Annotated in this window: 13 protein-coding genes; 8 read left to right on the forward strand and 5 right to left on the reverse strand. The window is 70.5% G+C overall.

The genetic code is table 11. The features are described from left to right. Nucleotides 1–79: 79 nt before the first annotated feature. The 5 genes from BCR55_RS03850 (at nt 80) to BCR55_RS03870 (ending at nt 5,379) form a co-directional block, all read left to right on the forward strand. Entirely contained in the window at nt 80–1,051 is a 972-nt protein-coding gene (locus BCR55_RS03850; protein ID WP_065494208.1) for an ornithine cyclodeaminase family protein, read from the forward strand. Beyond that, nucleotides 1,048–1,839 (forward strand): transcriptional regulator, encoded by a 792-nt coding sequence (locus BCR55_RS03855; protein WP_053297573.1) that lies wholly within the window; start codon nt 1,048–1,050, stop codon nt 1,837–1,839. The genes BCR55_RS03850 and BCR55_RS03855 overlap by 4 nt, the downstream gene beginning before the upstream one ends. Nucleotides 1,840–1,945: 106 nt before the next feature. Beyond that, on the forward strand, nt 1,946–2,677 hold the full coding sequence (locus tag BCR55_RS03860) for a DsbA family oxidoreductase (protein WP_006410766.1): 732 nt from the start codon (nt 1,946–1,948) through the stop codon (nt 2,675–2,677). A 214-nt stretch (nt 2,678–2,891) separates the two neighbouring features. Further along, entirely contained in the window at nt 2,892–4,334 is a 1,443-nt protein-coding gene (locus BCR55_RS03865) for a DHA2 family efflux MFS transporter permease subunit (RefSeq protein WP_065494209.1), read from the forward strand. Nucleotides 4,335–4,590: 256 nt separating this feature from the next. Next, nucleotides 4,591–5,379 carry a sulfite exporter TauE/SafE family protein gene (locus BCR55_RS03870; protein ID WP_006406370.1) on the forward strand — a complete coding sequence of 263 codons (789 nt, stop codon included), beginning with the start codon at nt 4,591–4,593 and terminating at the stop codon, nt 5,377–5,379. A gap of 245 nt (nt 5,380–5,624) precedes the next feature. On the opposite strand, the gene BCR55_RS03875 is transcribed toward BCR55_RS03870, so the two are convergent. Next, the gene (locus tag BCR55_RS03875) at nt 5,625–7,718 is read right to left on the reverse strand and encodes a D-(-)-3-hydroxybutyrate oligomer hydrolase (protein ID WP_065494210.1); all 2,094 of its coding nucleotides are present in this window, start codon (nt 7,716–7,718) and stop codon (nt 5,625–5,627) included. 149 nt (nt 7,719–7,867) lie between these two features. Beyond that, the gene (locus tag BCR55_RS03880; RefSeq protein WP_006401521.1) at nt 7,868–8,230 is read right to left on the reverse strand and encodes a BON domain-containing protein; all 363 of its coding nucleotides are present in this window, start codon (nt 8,228–8,230) and stop codon (nt 7,868–7,870) included. Nucleotides 8,231–8,646: 416 nt separating this feature from the next. On the opposite strand from BCR55_RS03880, the gene BCR55_RS03885 reads away from it, so the two are divergent. The 3 genes from BCR55_RS03885 to BCR55_RS03895 all read left to right on the forward strand — a co-directional run bounded on the left by BCR55_RS03885 (nt 8,647) and on the right by BCR55_RS03895 (nt 11,814). Beyond that, complete coding sequence (locus BCR55_RS03885) at nt 8,647–10,074, forward strand: TAXI family TRAP transporter solute-binding subunit (protein ID WP_065494211.1); 1,428 nt, start codon at nt 8,647–8,649, stop codon at nt 10,072–10,074. A gap of 84 nt (nt 10,075–10,158) precedes the next feature. Further along, nucleotides 10,159–10,797 (forward strand): 2-hydroxychromene-2-carboxylate isomerase, encoded by a 639-nt coding sequence (locus BCR55_RS03890; protein WP_006401523.1) that lies wholly within the window; start codon nt 10,159–10,161, stop codon nt 10,795–10,797. A gap of 69 nt (nt 10,798–10,866) precedes the next feature. After that, on the forward strand, nt 10,867–11,814 hold the full coding sequence (locus BCR55_RS03895) for a LysR family transcriptional regulator (RefSeq protein ID WP_006406373.1): 948 nt from the start codon (nt 10,867–10,869) through the stop codon (nt 11,812–11,814). Nucleotides 11,815–11,836: 22 nt separating this feature from the next. Here the strand turns inward: BCR55_RS03895 and BCR55_RS03900 are convergent, their stop codons facing one another. The 3 genes from BCR55_RS03900 to xdhB form a co-directional block, all read right to left on the reverse strand. After that, nucleotides 11,837–12,238 (reverse strand): nuclear transport factor 2 family protein, encoded by a 402-nt coding sequence (locus BCR55_RS03900; protein WP_006401525.1) that lies wholly within the window; start codon nt 12,236–12,238, stop codon nt 11,837–11,839. 171 nt (nt 12,239–12,409) lie between these two features. Further along, nucleotides 12,410–13,045 (reverse strand): xanthine dehydrogenase accessory protein XdhC, encoded by a 636-nt coding sequence (xdhC, locus tag BCR55_RS03905; RefSeq protein ID WP_065494212.1) that lies wholly within the window; start codon nt 13,043–13,045, stop codon nt 12,410–12,412. A 1-nt stretch (nt 13,046) separates the two neighbouring features. Next, a complete protein-coding gene (xdhB, locus tag BCR55_RS03910) occupies nt 13,047–15,401 on the reverse strand; it encodes a xanthine dehydrogenase molybdopterin binding subunit (protein WP_006401527.1) in 2,355 nt (784 codons plus the stop codon). Nucleotides 15,402–15,412 lie beyond the last annotated feature (11 nt).

A 15,412-nucleotide genomic window follows, 5' to 3' on the forward strand; every position in this document is an offset into this window, starting at 1 on the left:
TAGACTTTTCGTCCACAACGAACCCAGCCGGACATCGCATTGCGAGACTGTCCTGTCCGGCCCCGACCGGAGATGTCCGATGAACCCGACCGCCCCGACCCTGCCGCTGACCGTCGACGACGCGATGGTCCGCGCGGCGCTGCCGTCGCTCGACGTGCTCGGCACGCTGCGCCGCATGTTCGCGTCGCTCGCGTCCGCGCGCGCCGTGCAGCCGCCGCAAACGCTCACGCTGTTCCCCGAACAGACCGGCGACTTCATCACGTACCTCGGCGCGCTCGCCGACGAACAGGTGTTCGGCGCGAAGCTGTCGCCGTACATCGTCGGCGGCGGACCGGACGGCAAACCGGTCGTCACCGCCTGGACCGCGCTGATGTCGATGCGCACGGGCCAGCCGTTGATGTGGTGCGACGCCGGACAGCTGACGGTCGAACGCACGGCCGGCACGACGGCGCTCGCGGTCGACTGCCTGGCGCCGCGCGACGCGCGCCGTCTCGCGATCGTCGGCGCCGGCGCGGTCGGCCTCGCGCATCTGCGGCATGCGGCAGCGCTGCGCGAGTGGGACACGATCTCGGTGTACTCGCCGACGCTCGCCGACGATCGCGCGCTGCAGGCCGCCGTCGCCGGCACCGATCCGCGCGCACGGCCGGCAGCCGACATCGCCGCGTGCGTGCGCGACGCCGATGTCGTGATGCTCTGCACGTCGTCGGGCACGCCGGTGCTCGGCGACGGAATGCTGACGCGGCCGGCGCTCGTCACGTCGATCAGCACCAACGTCGCGCAGGCGCACGAGATTCCGCCTGCATGGCTGCCCGACATGGACGTCTACTGCGACTACCGGCACACGACGCCGGCCAGTGCCGGCGAGATGCGGCTCGCGGCAGCCGAGCACGGCTGGACGCCGGAGCGCATCGTCGGCGATCTGCCCGCGCTCGTCGCCGGCACGTGCGCGGCGCCGTCGCGCACGCGTCACGCGTTCTTCCGGTCGATCGGCCTCGGCCTCGAGGACATCGCGATCGCCTACGCGCTGTATACGCATCTGACGCGCGCATGAGCATCGTGCGCACGCGACGCCGATACAATGGCGCAACCGCGACAGCCGCACGCGGGCGCACGGGCACGTCGACTGCCGGTGCGCCGGCCGATCGGCCGGACCCGCGGCCTGCGTCCCGCTCACCCGATATCGCGATTCCGATGCGCAAGAAGCCGTCCCCCGTCAAAGACCTGCTGCTCACCCGCTACGCGCCGATCGCGGACGGGATCGCAGCGCTGTTCTTCCCGTACGCGGAAGTGGTCATCCACGATCTGCACGACCAGACCGTGCTGTATCTGGCGAACAACCTGTCGAAGCGGGAGGTCGGCGACGATTCCGCGCTCGAGGAAATCGACCACTCGGCGCGCGAGCGCGTGATCGGTCCGTACGAGAAGCTGAACTGGGACGGCCGGCGCATGCGTTGCGTCAGCAACGTCCTCTTCGACGACGGCGGCCGGCCCGCCGGGATGATGTGCATCAACTTCAACATCGCGGTGTTCGACGAGGTGCGCACGACGCTCGATCTGTTCATCAAGGGCGCGGGCGTCGTCGCGCAGCCGGACGAACTGTTCCGCGACGACTGGCAGGAGCGCATCAACACGTTCCTGCACGGCTGGCTGCGCGAGCGGCAGATCGGGCTGAACGGCCTCACGCGCGAACACCGGCGCGAACTCGTCGAGGCGCTGCATGCGCAAGGCGCGTTTCGCGGCAAGAGCGCGGCGAACTACGTCGCGAACGTGCTCGGCATGGGGCGCGCGACCGTCTACAAGCATCTGAAACATCTGAAGGACACGCAGGGCGACGCATGAGCGCACGCGCGGCGGCGTCGCCGCGTGCATCGCGCGCTCGCGACGGCGCTCGCGCCTGCGCGCAAATGCTATAGTTTCAGTTACATTTTTTCGAATGCCTGTTGCCATGCCGATCGCTCCCGCTCCGACCGCCCGCCCGACGCTGACCGTCGAAATCTGGTCCGACCTGATCTGCCCGTGGTGCTGGATCGGCAAGCGCCGTTTCGACGAGGCGCTTGCCGCCTTCGCGCATGCGGACCGCGTCGACGTCGCGCTGCGCGCGTACCGGCTGATGCCCGGCCAGCCCGTCGAACCGGTCGAAGCGATGCTGGCCGGCAAATACCGGATGTCGGCGGCGCAGGTCGACCAGATGCTGCGCCAGGTGACGGACGCCGCCGCGAGCGTCGGACTGCGCTACGACCTGCCCGGCACGCTGGTCGGCGACACGCTGGATGCGCACCGGCTCGTGAAGCTCGCGGAAGCGACCGGCCGTGCGCACGCGCTGACCGAGCGGCTGTACCGCGCGTACTTCTGCGAGCACGGCTCGCTGTTCGATCGCACGGCGCTCGCCGATTTCGCGGTCGAAGCCGGGCTCGAGCGCGCGGCGGTCGAAGCGGCGCTGCGCGGCGACGCGTACCGCGACGAAGTCGAAGCCGACGGCGCGCGCGCCGCGCAGATCGGCGGACGCGGCGTGCCGCTGTTCGTGTTCGGCGGCCGCTATGCGGTGTCGGGCGCGCAGCCGGCCGACGTGTTCGCGCAGGCGCTCGAGCAAGCGTGGCGCGACGGCGTCGTCGAACCGGGCGGCGATGCGGCAGCCGCATGCGGCCCGGACGGCTGTGCGCTGCCGCCGCGCGAATAAACATCCGGACCTTCGATCGCCGCGGCCCGCGATCGCATAACGGCACGTCGCGGCTGCATCCGCGCGCGTGCCGGCACGGCGCCGACGCCCACACGCGCGCGCGCTCACGCCGTTCGGCGACTACGCAACGCTGCTGCCACAAACCGGCAGCAGACGCGTACGAATGCCGTCTACAATCCAGCCTTTCAAATCCCTATCGGAAGGCTGCGAGCCCATGACACACGGCATCCACGGCGAAAAGCGCTGGTACGCACTGATCGTCCTCTGCCTCGGCGTGCTGATGATCGTGCTCGACAGCACGATCGTGAACGTCGCGCTGCCGTCGATCGGCACCGATCTGCACTTCACCGAAACGGCGCTCGTCTGGGTCGTCAACGCCTATCTGCTGACGTTCGGCGGCTGCCTGCTGCTCGGCGGCCGGCTCGGCGACCTGTACGGACAGCGACGCATGTTCCTCGCCGGGCTCGTCGTGTTCACGCTCGCCTCGCTCGCATGCGGGCTCGCGCAGTCGCAGACGATGCTGATCGCCGCGCGCGCCGTGCAGGGGCTCGGCGGCGCGGTCGTATCGGCCGTGTCGCTGTCGCTGATCATGAATCTGTTTACCGAGCCCGGCGAACGGGCGCGCGCGATGGGCGTGTACGGCTTCGTGTGCGCGGGCGGCGGCAGCATCGGCGTGCTGCTCGGCGGGCTGCTGACGAGCGCGCTGTCCTGGCACTGGATCTTCCTCGTGAATCTGCCGATCGGCATCGCCGTCTACGCGCTGTGCGCGGCACTGCTGCCGCGTACGCGCGTACCGGCCGGCGCCGGGCGGCTCGACGTCGCGGGCGCGATCACGGTCACCGCGTCGCTGATGCTCGCGGTCTACGGCATCGTCGGCGGCAACGAGGCCGGCTGGCTGTCGCCGCAGACCGTTGCGCTGATCGGCGCGGCCGTCGTGCTGCTTGCGCTGTTCGTCGCGATCGAGATGCGCGTCGCGCATCCGCTGATGCCGCTCACGCTGTTCGCCGGGCGCAACGTCGCGCTCGCGAACGTCATCAGCGTGCTGTGGGCGGCTGCGATGTTCGCGTGGTTCTTCCTGTCCGCGCTGTACCTGCAGCGCGTGCTCGGCTACCGGCCGCTGCAGGTCGGCCTCGCGTTCCTGCCCGCGAACCTGATCATGGCCGCGTTCTCGCTCGGGCTGTCCGCGCGGATCGTCATGCGTTTCGGGATTCGCGGCCCGATCGCGGCCGGCCTGCTGATCGCCGCGTGCGGGCTCGCGCTGTTCGCGCGCGCGCCCGTCGACGGCGGCTTCGTCTGGCACGTGCTGCCCGGCATGACGCTGCTCGGTATCGGCGCCGGCATCGCGTTCAACCCGGTGCTGCTTGCCGCGATGAGCGACGTCGATCCGGCCGATTCGGGCCTCGCATCCGGCATCGTGAACACCGCGTTCATGATGGGCGGCGCGCTCGGCCTCGCAGTGCTTGCGAGCGTCGCGGCGGCGCGCACCGACGCGCTGGCAGCCGCGCAGATCGCGCCGCTCGGCGCGCTGAACGGCGGCTACCACGCGGCCTTCGCGTTCGGCGCGGCGTTCGCGGCGCTCGCCGCCGCGATCGGCGTCGCGCTGCGCGTGCGTCCGCCGGCGCCGGCCGACAGCGGCGTCGGCGCTTCCCTGCACTGACGCGCGACCGGCGGGCCGGCGCGCCGGCGGGCCGCCCGCAGCCGGTACGCCTGCGCACACGCGCCGCACGCCGCCGCGCGCAAGCGCTCTTCGAACGCCCGTTTCACCGCCCCACCCCATCGGCCGGCGGCCGCGCGCCGGCCGATTTTTAACGCAGTCGTACACCGACGCGTCACTTTTGCGACAATGTCGGACTTTGATCCGCGCCGCCGCAGCCGCGCGCCGCCGCCGAACGCCCCATAACCGCCTGCTTCCGATGTCGCTTCCCCATATCGATCTGCTGTACTCCCTGTCCGGCCTGTTCGTCGGCATCCTCGTCGGCCTGACGGGCGTCGGCGGCGGCTCGCTGATGACGCCGATCCTCGTGCTGCTGTTCGGCGTGCATCCCGCGACGGCGGTCGGCACCGATCTGCTGTATGCAGCGGCGACGAAGGCCACCGGCACGCTGGTCCACGGGCTGAAAGGCTCGATCGACTGGCGCATCACCGGCCGGCTCGCGGCCGGCAGCGTGCCGGCGGCCGCGGTCACGCTGTGGGTGCTGCATTCGCACGGGGTGAACGCGCCGGGCACCGCACGGCTGATCCAGCTCGTGCTCGGCATCGCGCTGCTGCTCACGTCGGTCGCGCTGATCTTCCGCCCGCAGCTCGCCGCGTTCGCCGCGCGCAATCCGCTCGCGCCGAGCCCCGCGCGCACGCTGTGGTCGACCGTGCTGACGGGCGCGGTGCTCGGCGTGCTCGTGTCGATGACCTCGGTCGGCGCGGGCGCGATCGGCGTGACCGTGCTCCTGCTGCTCTATCCGGCGCTCGCGACGACACGCATCGTCGGCTCCGACATCGCGCACGCGGTGCCGCTCACGCTCGTCGCCGGCATGGGGCACTGGCTGCTCGGCTCGGTCGACTGGTCGATGCTGCTCTCGCTGCTGCTCGGCTCGCTGCCGGGCATCGTGATCGGCAGCCTGCTGTCGGCGCGCGCGCCGGAGCGGCTGCTCCGCAATCTGCTCGCGGCGACGCTGGTCGCGGTCGGCGTGCGGCTCGTGCTCGCCTGAAACCTGCGCCATGCGGCGCGGTGCGCCGCGGCCGTCCTGGTTGCGGGCCATGTTCGCGGCCGCGGCCGTGGTCGTAATCGCGGTTGCGGTCACGGCTGCAGTCGAGCGTGTCGCGCCCCCGACGGCCGCATCGCGCTTCCCGCTTCTCCGGCCGCTCGGCGGCCGAAGCCGCTCCGCCCGATTCCCCCTTCAAAACGAAAAAGCCGGACAATCATCGTCCGGCTTCGCAGCAAGCGCGCGTGCGCTCAGAGCGGTACGTCGATCGTGCCGGCCGCCGCCGAAATCGCGTTCGCGCCCGGCGCACTGGCGATCGGCGGCAGGTTCGCCGTCGTCAGCGCGGGCGCCGCACCGGGCGTGCCGCCGCGCGGCACGGTGCGGATCACCTGCGACGGCGGCAGCGGCGTACCCTTCTTCAGGTGCTGCCACATCAGGTTCAGCGCCTGCAGATCGTAGTAGTGGACCGGCACGAAGCGCGTGTCGTAGCCGGGCACCGGCAGGAACGCATCGAAGTGCTGACCGTTCGTCACCTCGTAGAACACGAGCCCGCTACGGCTGCCCTCGGTGAGGCTGTTCTGCGCGACGTACGCGCGCGACGCGTGATTGACCGGCACGAGCGCGTCGCTGCGCCCCTGCACGATGATCGCGGGCTTGCCGTGCAGGTTCGCGTTCACGCGGACCGCCTCGACGTTCGCCGGCATCCCGAGCATCGCGTTCGTCCACAGCTGGCGCAGGCATAGCGCGCCGGCGAAGCTCGCATCGGGCGTCGCGAGCCGGTGATCGACGCCGGCGCCCGTATTGAACACGAGATCGATGCCGGCCGTCGGCGGTATGCCGTTGCCGGCGCCGAACACGGCCGGCATCGGCGATGCCGCGGGCGGTGCGACCGCGCCGGTCCCCGCTTGCGTCGTCGCGAAGCTGAAATTGCAGAGGTTGTCGGTCACGCGCGAGCGCGTATACGCGTTCGCATAGGTGACGGCGATCGCGGGGATCGCTTGCGAATCCCACATCGACGCGTGCAGCAGATCGGAATCGGCGAGATAACCGGCCGCATGCAGTTGCGCAAGCGCGTCGGCGGCCTGGCTCTGCGTGTCGGCGCCCGACACGAGGCCCGCGGCGGCGAGCGTCGCGCAGCGCTGCGTGCGGATCGACTGCGTGGTCGCGAGCGGCAGCGCGCTGATGTACGGCTCGCCGGCCAGCGACGCCGAGGCGGCCGCGCACGGCTGCAGCAGATTCGCGAGCGTCGCATAGTCGGCGAGCGGCCGGCCGAACGACGGCACCGGCTGGCCGCCGGTCCGCACCACCGCATTCGGCGCCAGCCGCACGTTGATCTGCGGCTCGCCGACTACGACCGCGGTAATCCAGCCGCGATCGTCCTGCTCGGCGGCCGCGAGCGACGCGCCGCCGCCGTTGCTGACCGACGCGGCGATCGTCGTGATGTCGCCCGCGCGATAGCGCACGCCGCGATGCGAGCCGTCGACGAGCGGCGCGAACTGCTCGTTCAGCGCCCAGTACGCGAACTCGACCGCCTGCAGCGTTGAGCGCCCCCAGTCCTGCTCGGGATTCTGCTGCGAATGCGCGTGCTTGAACGCATAGCGGTTCGGAAAGCGGCTGTTGAACGCGGCGAGATCGCCGCTCGTCAGGTTCGCGGTGAACAGGCTCGCGTTGCCGGCGAGCACCGCGTTCGCGAGCGTGCCGTCGATCAGCGTGACGGTGTCGCTGCCGAGTTCGTGCGCGCCGTTGCCGCCGCCCTTGTCGTTGTACGCGACCGCGCAGCCGCGCTTGAGCCCCCACTCGCCGGCGGCCGAGATCGCGCCGTAGACGCCGCGCGAGCCCGACGACGTCGCCGTCACGATGCACGGCTGTGCGGGATCGAAGCTCGCCGGCACCTGCACGAGGAGCGTCACGTTCTTGCGGCCGCTGCCGTCGTCGGAATAGGCGAGATACTCGGTGCCGGCGATCTTGCCCTCGCCGAGCGTGGCGTTGCCGTCGACATCGACGTTCGGCCCCCAGAAGCGGCCGTAGCCGCCGTTCGCGCTCATGTCGACGAGCGCGCGGTAGTTCGACCAGATCGCAAGACGGCGCAGCTCGGCGCTCGTCGGCCGCGACGGATTCGCGAAGCTCGGCGCGGTCGCGCTCGCGAGGCCCGTCTTGCCGAGCCCGGCCGTCAGCAGATCGTCGCTCGTGCCGTCGTACGCGGTCGTGCGCACGTTGCCCGACACGAAGCCGGGTAACCGGTTGCGCTCGCCCGTCTCGTCGCCGTTGCAGGCGCCGAGCAGCGCCGCGGTGCCGGCCAGTGCCGTGCCGACAAGCATCCACCTGCCCCATCCGTGCATCGTCATTGCCGCCCCCTCTCGATATGCTTATCGGGCCGCCGCCGTGTCGTGCAGCGCGTGCGGCCGCTGAAACGCAAACGGGCCCCGGCATGCCGGGGCCCGCACGACCCGCGTGTGCGCGGGCCCGGACGACGCTTGCGCGTCGTCGCCCGGCATCATTGCTGCTGGACCGTCAGCTTGTTCGTGACCGACGTGACGCCCTTCACGCCCTTCGCCGCTTCTCCCGCCTTGTCGATCTGAGCCTGGTCGGGCACCGTGCCCTCCAGCGTGATCGCGCCGCCCTTCGAGCGCACGACGAGGTTCGACACGTCGATCCCGCCTGCCTTCGTGATCGCCTTGCGCACCGCGTAGCCGAGCTTGCGGTTCGCGTGCTTCGCCGTCTTCGCGGCCGACTTCGACTGCGTCGCGGCGGCCGGCGCTTCGGCCGCGGCCGGCTCGCTCGACTGCGCATACGCGCTGCCCGACAGACAGGCCGCCACGGCGGCAATACCCAACGCTCTCAACACGATCGACTTCATGCTATCTCCTTGTAACTTCGGAACGGCCGCGCACAGTACGGCCGGATACCCCCAAAGGCAGCCGGCCCGCGCGCGAACGGGCGGGTCGGCCGATGATTTCCACGGCGATGCGAGAGAGGCGAGACGGGCCGGCAGCCGGCGCACGCGAAGCGGCCGGCCGGACCGGGCAGCCGCCGGGCCGGACGCGCCCGGTCTCGTCGGGTGCCGGGTCGCGCGAGTCGGGCGCGGCTGCGTCGCACAATGTAATCCAGCGCCCGCGGAAGCGCAAAGCTTTTGACTCGGCATCGCGCCGCCGCGCGCCGACGGCCGCCACGCGGCACTCGCGCGGGCGCGCCCAAACCGGTTACCATCGCCGCCAGAGCGCGCAGCGTCGCCCGTCGCGGCACTGCGCAGCGCCCGCGTCATCGATCGATCTCATGAAGCCAACCCGCCCGCAGCGGCCGCCGCCGCGCATCCTCGCCCGTTTCGTCGCGGTGTCGTGGCGCGACCTCGCGCTGTCGATCGGCCCGACCGTGCTGCTCGCGGCCGCCGCCGTGTGGCTCGCGATCCGGATGATCCAGCCCGCGCCGCCCTCGACGCTCGTGATCTCGGCCGGCCCGCCCGGCAGCACGTATTGGAACGCCGCCCAGAAATACAAGGCGATCCTCGCGAAGAACGGCGTCACGCTCGACGTCGAATCGTCGGAAGGATCCGCGCAGAACCTCGCGCGGCTGCAGAACCCGAACGCCACGGTCGACGTCGGTTTCGTGCAGAGCGGAATCGGGCCGAAGGAACGCGACGATCACCTCGCGTCGCTCGGCAGCATCGGCTACGTGCCGCTCGCGATCATGTACCGCGGGCCGGTGGTCGCGCGCCTGTCCGATTTCAACGGCAAGCGGCTCGCGATCGGTGCCGAAGGCAGCGGCGCGCGCGAGCTGAGCCTCGCGCTGCTGAAGATGAACGGGATCGAGCCGGGCGGCACGACGCGGCTGCTGCCGACGAGCGGCGAAGACGCGGCGGCCGCGCTGCTCGACGGCAAGATCGACGCGGCGTTCCTGTCCGGCGACTCGACGCAGATCCCCGTGATGGCGAAGCTGTTCCGCACGCCGGGCGTGCACATGTATTCGTTTACGCAGGCGGAAGCCTACGCGCGGCGCTTTCCGTACCTGACCGCGATCACGCTGCCGATGGGCGTCTACGATCTCGGCCGCAACCTGCCGCCCGAGGATCTGCATACGGTTGCGCCGACGATCGAACTCGTCGCGCGCGACACGCTGCACCCGGCGCTGTCGGACCTGCTGATCGAGGCCGCTCGCGAAGTGCACGGCCACGCGACGATCCTGCAGCACGCGGGCGAATTCCCGTCGCCGGTCACGCGCGGCTTCCCGCTGTCCGACGACGCGGCGCGCTACTACAAGTCCGGCAAGACGTTCCTGTATCGACGGCTGCCGTTCTGGGTCGCGAGCCTCGTCGATCGGCTGCTGGTCGTCGTCGTGCCGCTGATCGTCGTGCTGATTCCGGGCCTGCGGCTCGTGCCGTCGCTGTACGGCTGGCGCGTGCGCTCGCGGATCTACCGCTGGTACGGCGCGCTGATCGCGATCGAACGCCGCGCGCTCGGCGAGCATACGGCCGAGGAGCGCGTCGCGCTGCTCGACGAGCTCGACGACATCGAGGAAGCCGTGAACCGCATGAAGATGCCGCTCGCGTACGCCGGGCAGTTCTACGTGCTGCGCGAGCACATCGGCTTCGTGCGCGAACGGCTCGCCGCGCACGATGCCGATGCGCCCGCCGGCGCCGCGCCTCGCGCGGCCGATGCCGCGCCGCGAGTGGCCGACGTCCCTCGGGCGACTCCCGGTTCCGCATGAACGGACGATCCGCGATCATTGCTGCATGCGCGTACGGCCCGTAACATGGAGGCCCGCCGCACGCCCCACCCTCTGGAGATCGTCATGACAACCGGCCTCGACACCGCCCAACCCGCGTGGTTCTTCGACTTCGTGTCGCCGTTCTCCTATCTGCTGCTCGAACAGCACGACAAATGGCCGGCGATGCCGTTCGAACCCGTCGCGGTGTCGCTGAACGAGTTGCAGCGGCACTGGGGGCAGCGGCCGAGCGCCGACGTGCCGGCCAAGCGCATCTTCACGTACCGGCACGCGCTGTTTCGCGCGGAGCAGCTCGGCATCCGCTTCAAGATGCCGCCCGTGCATCCGTTCGATTCCGACAAGGCGCTGCGCCTCGCGATCGCGACGCGCGCCGACATCGCGACCGTGCTCGAAATGTTCCGCTTCATCTGGCGCGAAGGCAACGACCCGTCGACGCCGGCCGGCTTCGCGGCGCTCTGCGAGCGCGTCGGCGTGAGCCATGGCGACGCGCTGATCGAATTCGAAGAGACGAGCGCGCAGCTGCGCCGCAATACCGACGATGCGATCGCGCTCGGCGTGTTCGGCGTGCCGACCTTCTGGATGAACCGCCAGCTGTTCTGGGGCGAGGATGCGCTGCCGATGGTGCTGTACTGCGCGCGCACGCCGAACTGGCTCGAATCGCAGGAAGTGAAGCGGATCAGCACGCTGCCGAAGGGCCGCGCGTGATGGCGGGTATCACGCACGCGCGCGCACGGCTGCGGTAAGGTTACGCTTCGCCCGAATTGCCCCGCATCGATGGAAGACGACGACCGTACCGCCTCGCTCGATATCTGGCTCGTGCGCGTGCTGCGCACGCTGCTGCTCGAGCGCAGCGTCACGCAGACCGCGCTGCGGCTCAACCAGACGCAGCCCGCGATCAGCACCGCGCTGCGCAAGCTGCGCGAAACGCTGAACGACCCGATCCTCGTGCGCGGCAAGTCGGGCATGGTGCCGACCGAATACGGCGCGTCGCTGCTCGGCGCCGCGACGCGCGCGCTGCGCGAGGTCGACTTCATCTCGACGCCGCACGGCGATTTCGATCCGTCGTCCGCGCGGCGTACGTTCCGCATCGCCGCGCCCGACTATCTGAACGATTTCTTCATGCCGACGCTGATCGAGCGCTTTCGCGATGCCGCGCCGCACGCGCATCTGGAAATCGATTCGCTGAATCCCGCGCTCGACCACGCAGGCGCGCTCGAATCGGGCGCGCTCGATCTCGTGATCGGCAACTGGCCGAAGCCCGATCCGCAGTTCGCGCGGCAGGACCTGTTCTCGGACACGATCGTGTGCCTGATGCGCGATGCGCATCCGCTCGCACGCGAGCCGCTCACGCGCGAAGCGTACGCGGCCGCCGCGCACGTCGCGCCGACGCCGTATACCGGCGACAAGCGCAACGCGATCGAGATCGGCCTCGCGCGCGCGGGCCTCGCGCGGCGTGTCGTGACGACGCTGCCGTACTTCGGGATCGTCCCGCAGGTGCTGCTGCAGACCGATCTGATCTTCACGACGACGCGTCGCTTCGCCACGCACTATGCGCAGCTGCTGCCGCTCGTCGTCGTCGCGCCGCCGGTGCCGTTTCCGCGCATCAAGAGCTATCTGCTCACGCATCCGCAGCCGGATCGGCCGACCGACATCGCGTGGCTGTGCGCGCTGATGCAGAGCGTGTCCGACGAACTGACCGCCGCACGCGCGCGCAAGCGCTGAGCCCGCGCGCGCGGCACGCGCCTCACGCCGCGCAGAACGTTTCCTGCAGATGCGTCCAGCGCACCGCGCCCGCGGCGTCGCGTGCGAACACCGCGGTCGAACGGCGCGCCGGCAACTCGCCGGACGCCGCGTGCTGCGCTTCGACGTACGCAACGACGGCGTGCGACGCGTCGGCCGCAAGCACGCGTACATCCGACAGCGTAATGCGCAGCCCCGGCTTCGCGCCGCCGAGCGTCGCGAACAGCGCCCGCAGGCCGTCGCGATCGACTGCGCGGCCGTCGGTCATGATCATCGTGAAGTCGGCGGAGAAATGCGCGAGCAGCGCGTCGAGCGCGGCCGGCGCCGTATCGACGCCGGACAGCCAGCGCTCGATGGCGACGATGCTCGCGTCGAGCACGTCGAGATAGAGGCGGGAATCGGACATGGTGCGTACACGAAAAGGCGCGGCCGGACGCCGCGCATGCCGTGCAGTGTAGGGAAAAACGCGCCGCCGTGCGTCGACGCGATGTCGTGCGGCGCCCCCGAGCGCGTCCGGTGCGCGCCGGCGCCGATCATCGTGGCGCGCGCGCGCGGCGCGCCGCGCGCCGTGTGCGACTCAGCGCAGGCAGCACGCGTCGTCGCGCGCGGCGGCAGCGGCGGCTGCCTTCGCGCCGGCGACCGGCATCCCGGCGCGCACCTGCAGCAGTTCCGCGCACACGGCGACCGCGATCGAGCCGGGCGCCTTGTCCACGATGCCGGCCACGCCGATCGGACACACCATCTCGACGAGCCTTGCCGGATCGACGCCGCGCGCGGCAAGCCGTCGTTCGAACTTCACGCGCTTCGTGCGCGAGCCGATCATCCCGAAGTACGCGAAATCGCGCCGCCGCATGATCTGCTCGGCGAGCGCGAAATCGAGCGCGTGGTTGTGCGTCATCACGAGGAAGTAGGTGCCGGGCGGCGCGGCATCGACGATCGCCTCCGGCGTGTCGGTCGGCTCGGGCTGCACGTTCGGCGGACACTCGTCGGGGAACAGTTCGTCACGCGTGTCGACCCACTGCACCGTGCACGGCAACGCGCCGAGCAGCGCGACGAGCGCATGACCGACGTGCCCCGCGCCGAACAGCACGACGTGCATCGGCGGCGGCGCGTCTGTCGCGCGGTTGCGGGTGCCGGTGCCGCGCGCGAACGCGGCCGCGTCGGGTGCGACCGCGCGTGCAGGCGAATGCGGCGAACGGGCCGGCGCACGCATGTCAGGCTGCCCGCGCCGCGCGTACGGCCTGCACCGCACGCAGGATCGACTCGCCGGTCGCCGGTGCGTCGAGCGGCGGATTCACGCGATAGTCGCCGACCGCCGCGATCGCGTCGCGCACGGCGAAGAACACCGAGAACGGCAGCAGCAGCGGCGGCTCGCCGACGGCCTTCGAGCGGTGAATGCTGTCCTCGACGTTGCGGTTCTTGAACAGCCGCACGTTGAATTCGGGCGGTGTGTCGTTGACGGTCGGAATCTTGTACGTCGAGGGCGCATGCGTCATCAGCTTGCCGCCCGCGTTCCACCACAGCTCCTCGGTCGTCAGCCAGCCCATCCCCTGGATGAACGCGCCTTCGACCTGGCCGATGTCGAGCGCCGGGTTCAGCGATGCGCCGACGTCGTGCAGCGCGTCGACGCGCAGCGTGCGCATCTCGCCCGTCAGCGTGTCGATCACGACTTCCGACACGGCCGCGCCGTACGAGTAGTAGTAGAACGGCCGCCCCTGCAGCTTCGACTGGTCCCAGTGCAGCTTCGGCGTCGCATAAAAGCCGTCGGACCAGAGCTGCACGCGCGCGAGATACGCCTTCGCGATCACGTCGCCGAACGGCACGGCCGTCGTGCCGATCCACACGCAGTCGTTCGCGAATTTCACGTCGGCCGCCTCGACCCGGCCGTCGCCGTACTGCTTCGCCGCGAACACGGCGAGCCGCTCGCGCAGCTGGCGCGCGGCGTCCTGCGCGGCCTTGCCGTTCAGATCCGAACCGGTCGACGCGGCCGTCGCCGACGTGTTCGCGACCTTGCTCGTATCGGTCGCGGTTACGCGGATGCGGCCGAAACGGATCCCGAGCTCGTGCGCGACGACCTGCGCGACCTTCGTGTTCAGCCCCTGCCCCATCTCCGTGCCGCCGTGGTTCACGAGCACCGAGCCGTCCGTATAGATATGCACGAGCGCGCCGGCCTGGTTGAAGTGCGTGACGTTGAACGCGATCCCGAACTTCACCGGCGTCAGCGCGATGCCCTTCTTCAGCACCGCGTTGCGGGCGTTGAACGCGCGCACCCCGTCGCGCCGCGCGCGATAGTCGCTCGTCGCCTCGAGTTCGGCGAGCAGTTCGTGCAGCACGTTGTCCTCGACGGTCTGACCGTACGGCGTGACGTTGCGCTCGGTCTTGCCGTACAGGTTCGCGTAGCGGACGTCGAGCGGATCGCGGCCGAGCGTGCGCGCGATGTCGTCGAGGATGTACTCGATCGCGAACGCCCCCTGCGGGCCGCCGAACCCGCGAAACGCGGTGTTCGACTGCGTGTTGGTCTTGCCGCAGTAGCCGGCGATCGCGACGTCGGACAGCCAGTATGCGTTGTCGAAGTGGCAGACCGCGCGCGTCATCACGGGGCCCGACAAATCGGCCGAGAACCCGCAGCGCGAGGTCATGTCGAGCGACACGCCGTCGATGCGGCCGTCGTCGTCATAGCCGACGTCGAAGCGGTAATGGAAGTCGTGCCGCTTGCCGGTGATCATCATGTCGTCGTCGCGGTCCGGACGCAGCTTCACCGGGCACAGCAGCTTCCAGGCGGCGAGCGCCGCGCAGCAGGCGAACAGCCCCGACTGCGATTCCTTGCCGCCGAACCCGCCGCCCATCCGGCGGCACTCGACGAGCACGTTGTGCGATGCGACGCCGAGCACGTGCGCGACCAGATGCTGCATCTCGCTCGGGTGCTGCGTCGAGCAGTACACGTGCATGCCGTCGTCGTCCTTCGGCACCGCGTACGCGATCTGCCCTTCCAGATAAAACTGCTCCTGGCCGCCGAGCAGCATCTCGCCCGACTCGCGATGCGGCGCGGCGGCGATGCGTGCCGCCGCGTCGCCGCGCGCGAGCTTCAGCGGCGGAATCACGTACGACTCGGCCTTGCGCGCTTCCTGCGCGGTCAGGATCGCCGGCAGCTCCTCGTATTCGACCTGCGCGCGCCGCGCGGCGAGCCGCGCGACATCGTGCGACGTCGCGACGACGATGAACATCGGCTGGCCGACGTACTGCACGACGCCCTGCGCAAGCACGGGATCGTCGTGCACGATCGGGCCGCAGTCGTTGACGCCCGGAATGTCGTCGGCGGTGAACACCGCGACCACGCCCGGCGTCGCGCGCACCGCGTCGAAGTTCATCGACACGATCCGCGCGTGCGGCTTCGCGGACAACCCGAGCGCCGCGTGCAGCGTGCCCGCGACGAGCGGGATGTCGTCGGTGTAGGTCGCGCGCCCGCTCACGTGCAGATGCGCGGACTCGTGCGCACGCGACACGTGCACCTGCGCGGCATCGGCTTGCGGATCGAGGGTGCTGAGGAACGGTTCTGCTTGCTGGTTCATGTTCGGTGTTC

The organism is Burkholderia sp. CCA53 (genome assembly GCF_001685525.1).
Lineage (GTDB): Bacteria > Pseudomonadota > Gammaproteobacteria > Burkholderiales > Burkholderiaceae > Burkholderia > Burkholderia multivorans.